This is a genomic window from Bacillus mobilis (assembly GCF_001884045.1).
In the GTDB taxonomy this organism is placed as follows: Bacteria; Bacillota; Bacilli; order Bacillales; family Bacillaceae_G; genus Bacillus_A; species Bacillus_A mobilis.
The window spans coordinates 1-18,237 of the sequence record NZ_MACF01000067.1 but is presented as its reverse complement, the minus strand read 5'-3'; the positions used below and the strand labels follow the sequence as shown (position 1 = coordinate 18,237).

Annotated in this window: 14 protein-coding genes; 5 read left to right on the top strand and 9 right to left on the bottom strand. The window is 35.4% G+C overall.

Annotation, left to right across the window (positions count from 1 at the left end):
- Window positions 1-7: 7 nt before the first annotated feature.
- Together ecsB and ecsA are read right to left on the bottom strand one after the other, a co-directional pair.
- Entirely contained in the window at window positions 8-1,219 is a 1,212-nt protein-coding gene (gene ecsB, locus BAQ44_RS09840) for an ABC transporter permease EcsB (RefSeq protein ID WP_071721545.1), read from the bottom strand.
- On the bottom strand, window positions 1,212-1,955 hold the full coding sequence (ecsA, locus tag BAQ44_RS09835; RefSeq protein ID WP_001292603.1) for an ABC transporter ATP-binding protein EcsA: 744 nt from the start codon (window positions 1,953-1,955) through the stop codon (window positions 1,212-1,214). Before ecsA ends, ecsB begins: the two co-directional genes overlap by 8 nt.
- Window positions 1,956-2,514: 559 nt before the next feature.
- Between ecsA and BAQ44_RS09830 the strand changes: the two genes are divergently transcribed.
- The 3 genes from BAQ44_RS09830 to BAQ44_RS09820 all read left to right on the top strand — a co-directional run bounded on the left by BAQ44_RS09830 (window position 2,515) and on the right by BAQ44_RS09820 (window position 4,353).
- Entirely contained in the window at window positions 2,515-2,949 is a 435-nt protein-coding gene (locus BAQ44_RS09830) for an HIT family protein (RefSeq protein ID WP_001016840.1), read from the top strand.
- Between the two features lie 185 nt (window positions 2,950-3,134).
- On the top strand, window positions 3,135-3,497 hold the full coding sequence (locus tag BAQ44_RS09825; protein ID WP_000030296.1) for a YtxH domain-containing protein: 363 nt from the start codon (window positions 3,135-3,137) through the stop codon (window positions 3,495-3,497).
- A 298-nt stretch (window positions 3,498-3,795) separates the two neighbouring features.
- Entirely contained in the window at window positions 3,796-4,353 is a 558-nt protein-coding gene (locus BAQ44_RS09820) for an HTH-type transcriptional regulator Hpr (protein WP_000834920.1), read from the top strand.
- 5 nt (window positions 4,354-4,358) lie between these two features.
- On the opposite strand, the gene BAQ44_RS09815 is transcribed toward BAQ44_RS09820, so the two are convergent.
- Window positions 4,359-4,694, bottom strand: coding sequence for a DUF1878 family protein (locus BAQ44_RS09815; protein WP_048561777.1), 336 nt, complete (start codon window positions 4,692-4,694; stop codon window positions 4,359-4,361).
- Between the two features lie 118 nt (window positions 4,695-4,812).
- On the opposite strand from BAQ44_RS09815, the gene BAQ44_RS09810 reads away from it, so the two are divergent.
- Window positions 4,813-5,007, top strand: coding sequence for a hypothetical protein (locus BAQ44_RS09810; protein ID WP_000172691.1), 195 nt, complete (start codon window positions 4,813-4,815; stop codon window positions 5,005-5,007).
- A 30-nt stretch (window positions 5,008-5,037) separates the two neighbouring features.
- On the opposite strand, the gene BAQ44_RS31660 is transcribed toward BAQ44_RS09810, so the two are convergent.
- Window positions 5,038-5,151, bottom strand: coding sequence for a hypothetical protein (locus tag BAQ44_RS31660; RefSeq protein WP_002007073.1), 114 nt, complete (start codon window positions 5,149-5,151; stop codon window positions 5,038-5,040).
- Window positions 5,152-5,430: 279 nt separating this feature from the next.
- Here BAQ44_RS31660 and prsA point away from each other — a divergent pair, with 279 nt between their 5' ends.
- A complete protein-coding gene (gene prsA / locus BAQ44_RS09805) occupies window positions 5,431-6,294 on the top strand; it encodes a peptidylprolyl isomerase PrsA (protein WP_071721544.1) in 864 nt (287 codons plus the stop codon).
- A 36-nt stretch (window positions 6,295-6,330) separates the two neighbouring features.
- On the opposite strand, the gene BAQ44_RS09800 is transcribed toward prsA, so the two are convergent.
- From BAQ44_RS09800 to BAQ44_RS30820, 5 genes are all read right to left on the bottom strand, one after another.
- On the bottom strand, window positions 6,331-12,123 hold the full coding sequence (locus BAQ44_RS09800; protein ID WP_071721543.1) for an AAA family ATPase: 5,793 nt from the start codon (window positions 12,121-12,123) through the stop codon (window positions 6,331-6,333).
- Window positions 12,124-12,198: 75 nt separating this feature from the next.
- Window positions 12,199-13,365: a tetratricopeptide repeat protein gene (locus BAQ44_RS09795; protein WP_071721542.1), complete on the bottom strand. Its 1,167-nt coding sequence runs from the start codon at window positions 13,363-13,365 to the stop codon at window positions 12,199-12,201.
- Between the two features lie 44 nt (window positions 13,366-13,409).
- Window positions 13,410-14,927 (bottom strand): Hsp70 family protein, encoded by a 1,518-nt coding sequence (locus BAQ44_RS09790; RefSeq protein ID WP_071721541.1) that lies wholly within the window; start codon window positions 14,925-14,927, stop codon window positions 13,410-13,412.
- Window positions 14,928-15,220: 293 nt separating this feature from the next.
- Window positions 15,221-15,508 (bottom strand): hypothetical protein, encoded by a 288-nt coding sequence (locus tag BAQ44_RS09785; RefSeq protein WP_071721540.1) that lies wholly within the window; start codon window positions 15,506-15,508, stop codon window positions 15,221-15,223.
- A gap of 32 nt (window positions 15,509-15,540) precedes the next feature.
- The coding region (locus BAQ44_RS30820) for a hypothetical protein (RefSeq protein WP_161491755.1) at window positions 15,541-18,237 on the bottom strand (2,697 nt) is incomplete at its 5' end.

The window sequence follows — 18,237 nt, the reverse complement described above, 5'->3', positions numbered from 1 at the left end:
ATTCCCTTCAATTTAAACGCTCAATACGTTTCGCCCCGTATTGATAAACGAAACCGATACTAAATACTATGCTTACGACTAATAAAATTCCCGTCATCATGAAATCTTTCGTCGCAAGGGCGAATATAACTGTAAATATCACGCTACCGATAATAAGGATTGCATTTAATAAGACAAGAAAATCTTTCTTCTTCTCTTCTCCCCCGACCGGATACAAATCAAGCCAAATCTTCATGCGGTGATGTTTCCATAAAGTTAAGAGCTGATAACCGATTAAGTATAGGAAGATTAAGCTTACGATAAATCGTCCATATAAAAACGGAATAAAGTAAAGAATAACTCCGCCAAGAGCGAGCAGGCGCACATATAAGCCAAAATAGTTACCAGATCGTAAAAACGTTCTCGTATATAAGTATAAATAGGTACGCTTTTCACCGATCATCGAAAGGATGAAATCAAGCCATTTTCTACGTGCTACTCTTTCTTTTAATGCTGGTACGTCAACGAACATGTTCGCGATGCGGTACAGCAGCATCATTTTCTTACCTTCTTCAGAAATTAAATACTCCCAGTTTAGTGGCTTTCCCTTCACCATTTGATGCAATACTACGAGGTATAACATCATGAGAAGGACGATTCCACCAATAAACATAACGGAAGTACGTTCTACAAGGACGTACACAAATAAGCCGTTTAAAATAAAACGAATGAACCAATCAGCTCTTTGTATATTTTGATCTGTTAAAAATGATTTTTCCCACGCGACGAATAAGTTCCACGCTTTTACAATGACAAACGCGAGTACAATCCATATGTAAGCCGCTCCTGTTTGCTTCATTTGCTGGAAGTATAACGGGGCAAGCGCTGCTGCAACGATTGCGATTATGTATAACTGAATCATAAACGTAAAGAGAAATGCCTTTGTGAAGTAAGGTTTTAACTTTTCTTCAACTGGTAGTAAGTAAACGAGATCCGCTTCTTTTAATAACGTTTGGATTGACCCAGCGGTTAATATGAGTCCGAGTAACACTGCCATAACGAGCGCCGCTGGAAACGAAGGTGTTAACGTTTGTAACCATTGCTGGTAATAATACGCTCCTGCGCCGATGATAAATACGAAAATAAATTTCAAATGATCATTAAATACGTATTTACTATATGTACGAACTTCTTTTAGAAAGTGACGAAATCGTTCTTTCCATAATACTGTGCTATTCATAATCTTCTTCCTTCGTTAATGCAATATAAATATCATCTAACGTTGCACCTGGCATATTAAACTGTGATTGCAGTTCAGATAATGTTCCCTTCGCTCTTACTTCACCTTGATGCAGAATAATGAATGAATCACAATAACGCTCTGCCGTCGCTAAAATATGTGTACTCATTAAAATACCTGCGCCACTTTTTTTCATTTGATCCATCATTTGAAGGAGTGATTGAATTGCTAACGGATCAAGTCCAACGAATGGTTCGTCCACAATGTAAAGAGATGGCTCCACTAAAAACGCACTCATAATCATTACTTTTTGTTTCATCCCTTTTGAGAAATGAGATGGAAACCACTTTAAACGATTTTTCATACGAAATTCTTGTAATAGTTGTCCTACACGTTCTTCGTATTGTTTTTCATCGACACCGTACGCCATCGCTGTTAACTTCAAATGTTCTTCTAGCGTTAGCTCGTCATATAATACTGGTGTTTCTGGGATGAACGAAAAACTAGAACGGTACGCTGTCATATCATCACGAATTGTTTTCCCATTAATTGTGACAGTTCCTTTTTTCGGTTCCATTAAGCCGATAATATGTTTAATCGTCGTACTTTTACCCGCTCCATTTAAACCGATTAAGCCGACAAGTTCGCCTTTATTCACAGAGAACGAAACATCTTTTAGTACAGGGCGTTTCGTATATCCTCCTGTAACATTTTCTACACGCAATAACTCGCTCATATGACACCACTTTCTTCATTAGTATTCATTCTATATTCATCTTACCAAAAATAGCGCTGCACTACATAGTATCGATGCCCTCAAAAAAAATTTAAATTTGTTCGCATATATTTTTACGAAAGCGGACATCATAATTAAGGAAGAAGGAACACATTGAAAAAGCAACCACCAATTGATGAGTACAACAACATAGTGAAGTCATCATGAAATGGGGTGTCCATGTTGGACAAAGAAATTTACACATAACCAGATCATTTGTTTCATTTTAGAAACGGGGTGTCTCCGAAAGAGCATATACTGTTTTAAAAAATAAACAATTTCCCTTTATAAAGATTGCAATTCATTTCACTTGAAAATGGGGTGTCTACGGCAGAAACTTTAGCCGATTTACCGTGCATTTCTTAAATAAATGAGGTGTCTGCGAAACGTAAATTACGATAATGCTTTTTCAATCCCTCTTCAGAAAACAGGAAGCTGAGTCAGCTTCCTGTTTTTCGTGTTTGTTCTCTTATGTAATTATGGTAAAATACGGCTAAGGATATTTGAAAGGATGAGATCAATGAATCATACAGCGGACAATTGTATTTTTTGTAAAATTATTGATGGGCAAATCCCTTGCTCAAAAGTATACGAAGATGAACATGTGCTTGCATTTTTAGATATTAGTCAAGTAACAAAAGGACATACTCTTGTTATTCCAAAAGTTCACAAACAAGACATTTTTGCGTTAACGCCAGAAATCGCATCACACATTTTTTCTGTCGTTCCGAAAATCGCAAATGCGATTAAAGCAGAGTTTAATCCAGTTGGCTTTAACCTACTTAACAATAACGGTGAAAAAGCTGGACAAACTGTGTTCCACTTCCACCTTCATTTAATTCCACGCTACGGTGAAAACGATGGTTTCGGTGCTGTTTGGAAATCACATCAAAATGAATACACAATGGAAAATTTACAAAACATCGCAAGTACAATTGCAAATAGTGTGAAATAGTGACACTATAATAAGAAGTAATACATAACAAGCCACTTTCCTAAAGTGATTAAATATTGCACGGCTTGTTTCTTCACTCAAGATGCTAGGGACTGTGCACTGCACACTTTTCTTGCCCTTGTCTTAAAGATATGCATATTTTTTCACATCATGAATACGAACAAAAAATAAGGAGGTTTCCTTTTATGTCAAAAGCTAAATCCTTTATTACAGGTGTCATTTGCGGCGGAGCAGTTGCTGGACTAGCCGTTCTTTTCTCTACTCCTTCTTCTGGTAAAGCTATGCGCGGCAAGCTGAAAGAAAAAGGAACTGATATTAAAAAGACTTTAGCTGATATTACAGCTGATACAAAATTATTAAAACGTCAAATCGTTGAAACTGCTTCAGAAGGTAAAGAAGTGTTTCAAGAATTAAAAGACGATATGCAAGACACGCTTTCGAACTGGAAGCAAGACATTTCTCAAAACAAACGCCATATTGAGAAAGAGATTTTGGACATTCAAAAATCAATTGAGAAACTACAAGAAGCTGTTCCAGAAAAAGCGTAAACAAATTCCTGCTTAGTTTTTTGCATATAACAAATATTTTTTATATAAATTGACCTTAACACGGCATATCACACAGATATGCCGTGTTTTTATGCATTTACAATATATGTTATCACTTAACATGTATGGACAACGCATGTATTCACGACTCATAAAACGCTTCCATAGTTATGCATGATTTGTATAGAATGTCATTTTTCCAAAAAATTTTCACAATTCTCACAAAAAGACTTTATTAATTTTTATTTTACTGGCATAATAGATAGTAATGAAAAAGAATGTTAAAGTGGGTGAGTAAATGAAAAGTGGAGAAAAAGATTACTCGGTAAAAGAAGCGATGATTTTCAGCCAACGCATTGCTCAATTATCGAAAGCGTTATGGAAATGTGTAGAGAAAGATTGGCAACAGTGGATTAAGCCTTACGATTTAAACATTAATGAGCATCATATTCTGTCAATCGCTTATCATTTAAAAGGGGCTTCTATTTCTGAGATTGCTAAGTTTGGAGTTATGCACGTATCAACGGCGTTTAACTTCTCGAAAAAGCTGGAAGAACGCGGCTATCTTGTATTCTCGAAAAAAGAAGATGATAAACGAAATACGTACATTGAGATTACAGACAAAGGGGAAGAATTACTACTTCGCTTAATGGAGGAGTATGATCCTGAAAATAACTCTGTATTTAATGGGGCTCTTGCACTTCGTAATTTCTATGGTAAGTTCCCAGAAAATATCGAACTTATCGCTATCTTGCGTAACATTTACGGACAAGACTTCATCGATATTTTTGAGAAATCATTAGAGAATATTGAGGAGAATTTTACGGAATCCGATCAGAAGTTAGTTAAGAAGTAATCTATTTATTTTTTCGCAATCATGCTTAAGAATTCATTCATAAGCGGGTTAAATAAACCTTGTTTTGCTAGCGCTTCCGCAGTTTCGTGTACTTCGAGCTGATGTGGAAGCGCTTTTTCAAATTGATCTAACAGCGCATCGAACAACAGAAGCCCTTCTGCTTTTTCCACTACATATTGCTCGTTCAGTATTTCACAAAGATTTAGTATACGTTCAATATCTTTTTTGCGAGCTTTTTTCTTTATGATTAAAGAATAAAATGGACACTTTTCTTCATCAATCATTTTAAATAGTAGGTCTACGTAGTATTCAGCTTGTTCTAATCTTCTAACAACGTCCATTTTCTCCCTCACTTTCTAACACAAAGTCTTCTATTTCTGAATTTTATAACACGAACAAAATATCGTATGATACAATATATAAAGTATATGTATTTTAGCCAAAAGGAGGTCTCGCCTCATGACACTTATAACAGTTGTTTTTGTCGCATTCGCACTTCTTGTTATATTTTACACGAATTTTATGACACATACACTGTGTGAACGAAAACAAATAGCTGCGAGCCGCCAACCCAGTGTCTTTCGGGTTATTAATGTATGTATAACAATTTTATTAATTTCTAGTTATATAGAAATTATATTTCATGGAAAGTGAGGAAGGAAGCCCCTTCCTCACTTTTTTCCTCTATAAGCAAATTATACCTACTATAACCAATAAAATAAACAGTACAAGTAATAAAATAAGTTGAGAATTCATCCCCATCCCCTCCTCTTTTCTGTATATGCGGCATGCGCCCAATATGGAACACCTTCAAAATCTGACACATACTGGTTAAATTTTCTTTATCAATATGAAATCGAGTCGAAATATGATATATTAAATTTTGTACATATTGCTTATACTATGAAATAAATGACACGCATCTTAACTTTATCCTAAAGCCTCGGTAAGCCCTGTTAAGCGCGCTTTACCAATACAAAAAGCAAAAGTATCAGTGAGACTTAATCGGGCTCTTGTGAACTAAAATTCATTGGGTAGGATAAATTAAAAATACATAATAGTAGGAGTGTTTATCGAATGAAGAAAGCTATGCTTGCCTTAGCCGCAACAAGTGTAATCGCATTATCAGCATGTGGAACATCATCATCAGACAAAATTGTTACATCTAAAGCTGGTGACATTACAAAAGACGAGTTCTACGAGCAAATGAAAACACAAGCTGGTAAACAAGTACTAAACAACATGGTTATGGAAAAAGTACTTATTAAAAACTACAAAGTTGAAGACAAAGAAGTAGACAAAAAGTTCGATGAAATGAAAAAACAATACGGTGATCAATTCGATACACTATTAAAACAACAAGGTATTAAAGAAGAAACGTTAAAAACTGGTGTGCGTGCTCAATTAGCGCAAGAAAAAGCTATCGAGAAAACAATCACTGATAAAGAATTAAAAGATAACTACAAGCCTGAAATTAAAGCAAGCCACATTCTTGTAAAAGATGAAGCGACTGCTAAAAAGGTAAAAGAAGAACTTGGACAAGGTAAATCTTTCGAAGAGTTAGCAAAACAATACTCTGAAGATACTGGTTCAAAAGAAAAAGGTGGCGACTTAGGATTCTTCGGACCTGGTAAAATGGTTAAAGAATTCGAAGATGCTGCTTATAAATTGAAAAAAGATGAAGTAAGCGAGCCTGTGAAATCACAATTCGGTTACCACATCATTAAAGTAACAGACATTAAAGAACCAGAAAAATCTTTCGAACAATCAAAAGCTGACATCAAAAAAGAAATCGTTCAGAAGAAAGCACAAGACGGCGAATTCATGAACGATCTTATGATGAAAGAAATCAAAAAAGCTGACGTAAAAGTTGATGATAAAGATTTAAAAGATCTTTTCAAAGAGCAAAAAGCTGACGCTAAAAAAGACGAAAAGAAATAATGAAGTGAAAAAAGCTTGGGCTTCGGCCCAAGCTTTTTACTTAATATCAGTTTCTTCGATTTTCATCAAATTGTCACGAGTTAAATTTACACCTCGTAAACGTACTGCTTGATTTCGTTTTGTTTCCTCATATACATTACGTACATATCTTCCGTTACCAAATTGTTCTGCTGTTCGAGCTATTTCAGCCTTCTCTCGAAGTTTCTCATAAGCAGCCTCTGTTAACGCATATCCGTTCTCTTTAAACATTTTCTCTCCCATTTGCAGTAGCTCATCAACACTATAATCTTTAAATTCAATTCTATTTGGAATACGTGACCTCAGTCCTGGATTTGTATTTAAAAACCCTTCCATTTCATCCGTATAACCAGCAAGAATTACGATTAAATCTTCACGATGGTCTTCCATCGCTTTTAATAACGTATCAATCGCTTCCTTCCCAAAACCATGGCTAGTATTTACATCTTTAGCTAGAGCGTAAGCTTCATCAATAAATAGCACTCCACCAAGGGCAGATTGAATCACTTCTTTTGTTTTTATAGCCGTTTGACCTACATATCCAGCGACAAGACCAGAACGATCTACTTCAATTACCTTATTAGAAGAGAGAATTCCTAGATGATAAAGTAATTCTGCCACAACTCTTGCTACAGTCGTTTTTCCTGTTCCTGGATTACCAGTGAAGATCATATGTAATGCAGATCCTTCATCTACTGGCAAACCTAAGTTTTTCCTTGTTTGTGTAATTCGAATTTGATCTTGTAAACTTCTCATAAAGTCTTTCACTTCATTCAGTCCAATAATTGCTTGTAAATGTTCTTCTAATTGGAATTCCGCACTTGTATTATTTTGTTCCTTCTCAAAATCTTCAGGAAGGAAAGTAACCATTTCATTTTCATCTAGAATTCCTTCATTTACAATCCGATTATCTAACTCTCTCTTAGCTTTCTCAATCACATTTCGTACCAATCTTCCATTTCCTGCATCGGCTTTCAAACGTTTAACCTCTCTTGCAAGCACTTTCGACAACGGTGCAATGGACTCCTCTGCTAATACCAGTCCTTCTTTTTCTGTCGTTACCTTTGCAATCTCTACTAATTCAGCAACCGAATAATCCGGGAAATATACATCATTCGGGAATCGAGATTTCAGGCCTGAGTTAGCTTGTAAAAAGTCCCTCATTTCTTTCTCATATCCAGCTAGTATAACGATAACGCTATCTCGATGATCTTCCACTAGTTTCACTAATGTATCAATCGCTTCTCTACCAACATTATCAGTACTCAACGCATATGCTTCATCTATAAACAGTACTCCACCAAGCGCGGACATAAATACTTCTCTTACCTTCTCAGGCGTTTGACCAGCGTAAGGGGAAATAAGATTACTCTTATCCACCTCAACCAATTTACCGCTTTTTAAAACCCCCATTCTCTTTAGTAAATCACCAACTACACGAGCTACAGTCGTTTTTCCTGTCCCTGGATTACCAGTGAAAATCATATTTAAATTTTGAGAAGACTTCTGCCTAATCCCAACGCTTTGGCGAAGTTGCTGGGCAATTAATTGTTTTTCTAATGAACGGACGAAATCTTTTATGTCTGTTAATCCAACAATCGTTTCTAGTTCTTTTTCTAAATCAAATTCTTTATCTCTTGTATCTACGAGAAAATCTGATGCTTTGAAAGTAATAAGTTCTGTAGAATCCGTATATTCGTATCCATCTTCACTAATTCGTGCTGACTGTCTACGCTCCCCTTCTTCCACAATATTTCTAATCAGTCTTCCGTTTCCTGACTCTGCGGAAGATAGCTGCATTTCAGATTCTACTCTTTCCATTAAAGCCTCTCTTGCCTCTTCTGTTAAAATAAATTCTCTTCCTTTAATCATGCTTTCTCCAATCGCAACAAGCTCCTGTAGAGAGTAATCTTTGAAGTCAACATTTAAAGGGAATCGAGATTTCAGACCTGAATTTGTTTTGAGGAATTCTTCCATTTCTTTCTCGTATCCAGCGAGAATGACAATTATATTCCCACGATGATCTTCCATAAGTTTTACAATTGTATCGATCGCTTCTTTTCCATAACTATCAGTAGCTAACGCATACGCTTCATCTATAAATAAAATCCCGCCTAAAGCAGACATAAATTTGTCAGTTGTTTTCGGTGCTGTTTCTCCTACATACCGTCCAACAAGCCCACCTCGATCAACTTCAACAAAATGTCCAGATTTTAAAATTCCCATTCTCTTTAGTAAATCACCAACTACACGAGCTACAGTCGTTTTTCCTGTCCCCGGATTACCAGTGAAAATCATATTTAAATTTTGAGAAACTCTGTTTTTAATCCCTGCACTTTGGCGAAGCTGCTCAGCACTTAGTTGTTTTTCTAATGAACGGACGAAATCTTTTATGTCTGTTAATCCAATAATTTTTTCTAGTTCTTTTTCTAAATCAAAATCTTTATCTCTTTTATCTATGAGAAAATCTGGTGCTTTGAAAGTAATAAGTTCTGTGGAATCCGTATATTCGTATTCACCTTTACTAATTCGTGCTGACTGTCTACGAATCCCTTCCTCCACAATATTTCTAATCATTCTTCCGTTTCCTGATTCTGCGGAAGATAGCTGCATTTCAGATTCTACTCTTTCCACTAAAGCCTCTCTTGCCTCTTCTGTTAAAATGAATTCTCTTCCTTTAATCATGCTTTCTCCAATCGCAACAAGTTCCTGTAGAGAGTAGTCTTTGAAGTCAACATTTAAAGGGAATCGAGATTTCAGACCTGAATTTGTTTTGAGGAATTCTTTCATTTCCTTCTCATACCCAGCTAGTATAACGATTATATTCTCTCGATGATCTTCCATAAGTTTTACAATTGTATCGATCGCTTCTTTTCCATAACTATCAGTAGCTAACGCATACGCTTCATCTATAAATAAAATCCCGCCTAAAGCAGACATAAATTTGTCAGTTGTTTTCGGTGCTGTTTCTCCTACATACCGTCCAACAAGCCCACCTCGATCAACTTCAACGAAATGTCCAGATTTTAAAATCCCCATCTCTTTCATCATTGTCCCTAATAATCTAGCTACAGTTGTTTTACCAGTTCCAGGGTTACCAGTAAAGATCATATTCAAGCTTTGATTCATCGTAGAGTGTAATCCAGCAGTCTTCCTTTTCTTTTGCGCTACAAGCTGAAGTTCCATCTCCCTCATAAATTCTTTCACTTGATCGAGACCAATGATTTTATCTAATTCAGCATTTAAGTCAAATGTATTTTCGGCACCCAATCCAAAATCTTCTTTCGTTAACATATTTAATTCTTCATCACTTAAAAGTTTTAATGTATCACCAGAATTTTGAAGTCTAGCCGCTTGCTCCACCATAGCCTTCTCAACAATATTTCTTGCCAATCGTCCATTTCCAGAATCATTTTTTCCGGGTATTTGTTTTCTCGTAAATTCTTCAATCAAATCATCTTTCAAATCATCTTCAATTGTAAACCCTTCACTTTCTACAATTTTTTCAGAAATCATGAAAAGTTCTTCAGATGTATAATCCGGAAAATCTATATGATTATTAAATCTAGATTGCAGGCCTGGATTCGTCTTTAAAAAACCGTCCATTTCATCCTTATATCCAGCAAGAATTACAACTAAATCTTCTCTAAGATCCTCCATTCCTTTAACTATAGTGTCAATGGCTTCTTTCCCAAAATCATTTCCTCCACCTCTAGCTAAGGAATATGCTTCGTCGATAAATAAAACCCCGCCTTTTGCAGAATCAATCACAGCTTGTGTTTTTGGCGCTGTATGTCCTATATATTGACCGACTAAACGAGATCGATCTACTTCCACTAAATGACCGCTCGATAAATAACCTAAAGCCTTTAAGTATTTCGATACTAATCGTGCGATAGTAGTCTTACCCGTACCTGGGTTTCCTGTAAAGATAAAATTCATCGTTAAACGCGTTTGTTTCGACCCGCGAGTTTGTCTAATCTTTTGTAATGCCAAAAACTCTTCCAGCTGAAAAACTCTTTCTTTCACTGCATTTAAACCAATAACTTTTTCAAATTCTTTTTTAATATTTTCTAAATTTTCTGCCCCTGCTTTTTTACGAGTAACTTGTATTTTCTCCACACCATCATCTAAATATAATTCATCTGATGCTGTAAGCTGATAAATGATGCCGGGTTCTACTTTTCCTGATATGCGTAAATTAGTAATAGCTTGATAAATATCGTCTTCTATATAACTCTTAATTCCGTGTACACCCATTGCTAAATTGGCTTTCTCAACAATAAAGTCAGATACACCATGAGTGTAATTCATATTCACTTGTAATTTCGTATGAATACGTTTTTGATATTTTTTCAAATAACGATCTGATATTTTTGTCAAAGTGCGAAGCGGTAATACAGACGTTTGCGGATAATCTACTATTTTCTCTAATACAGTAGCTGGGAACATTGTACGAATATCTTTCAAATCTTTTTCGGTAGATAAAATAATTAACTTATTTTCTATTTGAATCGAATCAATGCTTTTCTCCGCTAAACTGCTATATGTTTTTTCGAGCGCTTGCCAATTCGCATTGTAAATATAGCGATCCTTCAACTTAATTTTCCCATTCATAATTAATTCTGATAACTTAGAAATTAAATTAGGCGGACATTTGTCCACATTATCAAAGTACAGTACATCTGATTTAGACCTGATTCCTCTATATACATCTGATAAAAAAGTACTTTCAATATCTGACGCTCCAAGCGAACTGCTAATATCGATATAGTGTACATCTGGTTTTTCATATAAATCATACTCATTCATAATCGCTGTTAAATATTTTACGGATTTATATATACCTGTACCTTTTCGACCAGAGACAAAAATAACATTTCTTAAGTTCGCATCTGGACGTTCGTAAATAAAGCTTCTCATATAACCCGTACATAACTGATCTATAAACTCTTCCTGACCGAGTATATAGCTATTTAAACGTTTTTTCCCATCTTCAAATACCCTTTTATACTTATCGATTTCGTTGTTACGATTTTGCTCCCCCGTATTTGAATCATAATTTGGGTCTCTTCTTCTTTGCTGCTTATATTCCTCTTTAGGAGGTTGTTTCATATCTACTCCTTGAGCTTGTAGCATTAACTCACGGAATCGATCAGCCCACGAGGAATTCGGATTTCTCATCAAAAATTTCTTACAACACTTTATGCATTGCGCTTCCATTTCTGACTGTAAAAGAGCTTTCGCATAGTAATACTCTAATTCTTCACTCTTTCCGCTTTTCAACGCCTGTTCAAAATACGTAATTGCTTGTTGCACATGTTTTTTTTCAAATAGATAAGCTTGTCCAATTCTAAAGTTCGCTTCATGGTGCGATGCATCTTGACTTAAAACTTTATTGAAATAAAATCTAGATTTCTCGTAGTTTTCCTGTTTTAAATATAATTTTCCTAACCCCATTAACGTAGTAATATCTGCTTCACCTAAATTATATGCACTTAGAAGCAATGTTTCTGCTTGATTAAGCTCATTCAATTCTACGTAAGTTATCCCTAAATACACCATGTATTCACTATTGCTCTCGTCTAATGATAATGCTTTTTCAAAATACATTTTTGCCTTATCATAATTTCGATTATGTAAAAATAACAATCCCGCTAAATAAAATAACCCTGGATGATCAGGATACTTCGCAAGTAATCCCTCAATTTGAGTCAATGCTTTTGACAATTCTCCTGAATGGACATTTGCTTCAAATAATGATTTAAAAGCCAAAAACTCTTCTTTGTTATATAAATTTGTCGTTGACATTGTATCCCTCCTATAAAGCAATTAAAGATTTATGAATAAAGAAAACTCCTATATAGGAGTTTTCAAAGTGTTTCATCATCTTCTACCAAATACAACCGCTATGGCGGTTAAAATACTTCGATTTCGCTTCTCTCTTTGGCCCGTATGAACTTCTTTATTATCAAGCCAAACTGGAATTCTACTAATTTTCCAAACAAAATAAAGCAAAGCTCCACTAATTATTAAACTAATAAATGAGAAAGAAAATAGTGCATTTAAGAACCATATTGCTGGAATAAATCCTAAACCAACAAAACGTCCTACAAGGAACTTTGTTTGTAATGCTTTTTCACCTAAATCAATAAATGTTTGAATGAGTCCAAGTAAATCTCTATCTGTCGCATAAATCTTAGCTTCTCTTAATAATATTAGCCCTTGTTCAGCGCTCTCTTGAGAAATATAGCTATAATAAGTCTCACCATTACTCTCTTGAGCATATAGCATCGATAAACACTTATAATAGTAATTATAAGCTAATTCATTACCTAAACTTGGGTCTTTCCCATATGTTTCAATTAATTGATGTAAAATATCAATCGCTTGATCATAATTATCTCTATATCGTGCGATTACTGCCATTCTGAAACGATATGCTCGCTCGTTCGGGTTAATACTTAATGCTTGTTGAGTTAATCTTTCGACATGATCTAATCGCTCTTCAAAGCTTAATTTCGGATGGTCGAAATACACATCAGATAAATCATAATAGAATACATCGTTATTTGTTTCGATGTCCATCGCTTTTCTATACTCATAAATCGCATCATCATACTCATTCCACATATAATGCGCTCTCGCTAATATCGCCCATCCATGTGCGTTAGCTCCATAATCTTCAGTGACTTTTTTTCCTACAACAATTGCATCTGCAATTCTTCCTTCTTCTAATAGACTCCATGCATAATCTATTAATTCTTGTGCAGTAGATTCTGTTGTATTATCAAACTGTTCTTGTTGATTCGTATTCACTTCAGGTTCAGAACCTTCTAGCATACGATTATACTCACTTCTCTTCGCTTCATCCAAAAGGATTACCTCAGCTTCAGCGAGAATCTCAACTTTTCGTTCCGCTTCCTGTCTACGCTTTAAATCAGGTGCATTTGTTCTCCCTAACCATTTTCGCTGTGCCTCAGTTAACTTCTCTTTCAGCTCACTTGCTCCAATATTCGGATCGACCTGCAGCAATTCATAATAATTCTCCAAAGGTTAAACACCCCTATCCGTATAAAATACATCAAAAAAAATCGTTATTCTACTGAAATTCCTGCTAATTTTTCAGCTTTTTGTTCAATTGCTGCTTCTGTTAAATTTGATTTTCTTTCAATTTGCATTTCCCCTAAATGTTGACCAGTATTTTCATCTTTTCCATAAACGTGTACAACGCCATTTTCGTCATATGTAAAAATGAAGCGAACTGGGTATCCTTGTGGTTTTGGTCCTCTTAAATCTAAATTCGATCGACCGATAACTTTTACAAAATCAGGGTCACTGTCTTCCCCTTCTGTTACTTGAACGTGAAGAGATGTTTGCCCCTCATTAACTGTATAAAACACAGCTTCTTCACTAGCTGGGATTGGTGTATTTCGAACAATAATTTTTTCGTTAATGAATCCACCAGTGTTATTATCATGAATTAAAATCCCTAAACTATGCGAGTTTACATCTACTACTCTCGTTTTCGGTTTAAACTCTTCTGCATTGTCAGACGCTTCATTATCTACTTGTAATAAGCTCCCTTGAATAGCAGCTCCTAATGCAACTACTTCATCAGGGTTAACATCTTTTGAAGGCTTAATTCCTGTTGTACGTTCAATTAAATCTGAAACAGCTGGAACTCTTGTCGATCCACCAACAAGTACAATCTTATCAATGTCTTCCCAAGCTAAATCAGCATCCATTAAAACATTCTTCATAATTAAAGCAGTACGACTTAAAAGAGGTGAAAGAAGTTCATCAAATTTTTCTTTTGTCACTTCGACTTTTACTGTACGCCCTTGAGATGAAAGTGTAATAACCGATTTTTTACGAGATGATAGCATTTTTTTACAAGCTTCTGCTTTCTCACGTAAATCTTGTACTGCATTTAAATCATCGTATAAATCTAATCCATGCTCTTCTTCAAATTTCTGCTCTACTAATTCAAAGATTTTGTTATCAAAATCGAAACCGCCTAAGTTACGATCTCCCCCAGTAGCCTTAACAATTACTTCATCTTGATTTAGTTGTATCAGCGTCACGTCAAACGTACCTCCGCCTAAATCGTACACCATTACATTCTGCTTTTGCTCACGATTCGCTAAACCATATGCTAATGCAGCAGCCGTCGGTTCGTTAATTACCTTAAGTACTTGTAAGCCAGCAATTCTCCCAGCATCTTGCGTTGCTTTTCTTTGCGCATCATCGAAATATGCTGGTACTGTAATAACAGCTTTCGTCACTTTAGCGCCTATTGCTTCTTCTGCATCTTCTTTTAAACGTTTTAAAATAAGAGCCGAAAGATCCTCAGGTGTAAATACCTCTCCACCTATCGGGAATTTATAACTTGCATTCCCCATCTGTCTCTTCACAAATTGAACAGTATTTGTTGGGTCTGATACAGAAATACTTTTTGCAGTTGAACCTATAACAGGCGACCCATCTTCAAAAAATATAACTGATGGAGTAACTCTTTCTCCCTCACGGTTTGGCAGAATTGTTGGGTTTCCACTATCATCTATGTATGCCACCGCCGAGTTGGTTGTTCCTAAATCGATACCAATAATCACCTAATCAGCTCCTCAATATCCTTTTTTCACTACATATTGTTATAACAAATAAGATAAATCTAACATTTTTTTCACAAATTTGCCATAAGCACGACTCATTAATTATAATAAATAGTTAAAAAAGTTCCGTCAATGAAAATTTCCCTTAATTTAACTACATCATTTTATGTATATTTTATACCTTCTACGACCATTTTTGTTGTATTTTTTCAGAAAAATCATAAAATAATTTCTGATATAAAAATAAGGCGGCTTTAGTAAGCACACTACAAGCCACCTTAACTACAAATATATTAAATTTTTTCATCTACAATACGAATCATAAAGTACTCAACAAGCGATTCAATTGTTAGAAACTTAGTCCCAACTTCGTTCAAATCTATTTCAAAGTTCAGCTCGAAAATATCATGTAATTCAATAAGAGCTGAAATAAACATCCCTACATCCCCAGTGTATGCAACAGGGGATCCATCTATCTTCAACTCTTCTACTGGCTTCAATCCTTTTTCCGAAATCACCGCTAATACCGATGCAATTACAGATTGTATTAAATTTTCTTTTATTGTTTTTAATGTTGACACTTTATCCACCTCATAAATATTTTATTAAACTACTATCTTTTTCGCTTATACAACAGTTTTCCTAATTTAATAGTCAGGAGAGGGATAGCAATCGTAGCGTACGTAACGTGGCGCCCCACATTTTTAGCTTCTTCTCCCAGACCTTTCGCAAATTCTCTCGTAAATTCTTTCCTTCTAATTAATTCCTTATAATGTGTCATGGCATTTTTCCATTGTTCTACAAATGTATCTCCTTCACCATTTGCTTTTCCTTCCTCAACACGTGTACGAACGTGACGAAGAAATGGAACAACTTCTCCTAACAACCATTCCGTTACTTCACTTGCAAATTCGTCTATAACTTCTTCTATTTCCCCTTGTAATGTTTCACTTATTTCTTCGGGAATTTCATCTATACCAAGTTTACCTTTCACATAATGGTCTACCGATTCTACGAGTATACTATTATTTCCTTGCAGCGATTCCATAAGGTCACTTACGTCTGCATCAACTTTTACTTCTTGTATTTCTTCGGCAAACTCATTTATCGTATTCTCTGTCTCCGTTGACAGTAACCCCGGCGTCGCCTCTGTAAATTGCTTTTCAACATCTTCCCAGCCATCTAAATATAATTTACTAGATATTTTCTCTCCAAGATTATCAATAAATATTCCTCTAAGTGTTGTATCAACCTCCACTTGTAACACTTCTTCTACAATACATTCTTTCACATAAGCTTCCGCCGCCAGGTCAATCACTGTATCCCTAACTTCTTGTATACTTTCCTTTTTAAATTCTTCTTTCTCTTTTCTTCTGGCCGTCTCCAAACCAATTTCTTCCTGCAGTTCTGCTACCAATTTTTTATAATCGGTCTCCTTAACACTTTCAATTTCAGCACTCATTTCATCGAAGAAAGATGGTGGAAGTTGCTCTTCATACTTAATTGAATCATCCGTCTCTACTTGATTCTCTATCCCGACTCTTTCTATTTCTCTAACCTTTTTTGTATCATCTTTTTTCTCAGAAGCCTTATCATCAACTTCATCAAATAACCCTGGTGTGTCCATATATTTGATAAGATACATTCTTCCATCTTCAAACAGATGTCTCGTTTCTCTCTGAATACCTTTTATATTATAATCCCACCATGCTTTTGGACTCTTATTAGCTGCCTCTAGCTGCGCCTTAAAACTACTTATTATCGTATTTGCTTCACCAGCTTCTCTCCATTTTTTATCACGTGCTTCCAAAATATCTCTTGCATCAGCTAACGGTTTATACTTATCAATGATTTTATTCGCTACTTTCATGCTATCTTCATACACTGTTTTTATTTCTCTACTAAACTCTTCTTTATTATATTTAAACCATTCTGCCGGGCCTTGCTTTATCGCTTCTATTTGTGCTTTAATACTACCTTTCAATGTGTACTTTTCGTCTCCAGACTCGCTCCATATTTTCTCGCGTTCTATGGCAACTTCTTTTATAGAAAATAGTATTTTATTACCTTCTATCATTTTATTTGCTACTTTCATACTATCTTCATATACATTTTTTATTTCTTTACTAAACTCTTCTTTGTTATATTTCAACCACGCTTTCGGACCTTCCTTTGCCGCATCTATTTGTGCCTTCACACTATTTTTACACATTTCCAATAGCGTTGCGCCCTCGCCATCTTCTATTCGCTTTTCATGTCGCTCTCTCAATGATACTTTTGCATTTGCTATTACCTTATAAGTATCAGTAATTTTATCCGCTATTTTCACGCCGTCTTCATACACATGTTTTATTTCTTTACTAAACTCTTCTTTGTTATATTTCAGCCACGCTTCCGGACCTTCTTTTGCCGCATCGATTTGTGCCCTCACGCTATTTTTACACATTTCTAATAGCGTTGCGCCTTCACCATCTTCTATCCGTTTTTGATGTCGCTCTTCCAGTGACACTTTTATATTTTTTAACGTTTGATAATTGTCGGTGATTTTATCCGCCATTTTTGCACAATCTTCATATGCAGTTTTTATCTCTTTACTAAACTCTTTCTTATTGTACTCCCACCATGCTTTTGGCCCTTGTTTTGCGGCTTCTATTTGCGCCTCAATACTACTTTTTAATGTGTACTTTCCTTCACCAGCTTCATTCCATTTTTTATTCCGCTCTTCCAGTACTTCTTTTATAGGACCTAATATTTTATTATTTTCAATTACTTTATTCGCTAACTTCATTCCATCTTCATACACATGTTTTATCTCTTTACGAAACTCTTCTACGTTATATTGTATCCAAGCTATCTTACCTTGTTCTTTCGCTTCTCTTTGTGCTTGTATCGCATTCTTACACATTTCTTTAAAACTATCACCATAGCCAGCTTCTCTCCAAGCATCTTTTCTTTCTTTTAAAATTTGTCCAATCGTTCGTTGATCTATCTCTTTCTTTTTCTGATCAAACAATTCATCTAAATCGAATCCCGATTCTTCTTCTGTCTCGCTTCTCGGCTCAAACTCTTTTTTAACAGTTTCTTCTCTTGGACCTTCCGACGAATCTGTTCCTTCTATATTCTCTCTTGTCTCAGAGGGGTTCTCATCCTCTTGCACTTCTTGTTCCGTTGGTTCTTCCAACTGTTCAAGTTTCTTACCTTCATCTGTTTCTTCTTGCTTCGGCATTTCTTCTACTTGCTCTGGTTTCTTTTCTCCAGCTTCTTCCGTTGGTTCTTCCAACTGTTCAAGTTTCTTACCTTCATCTGCTCC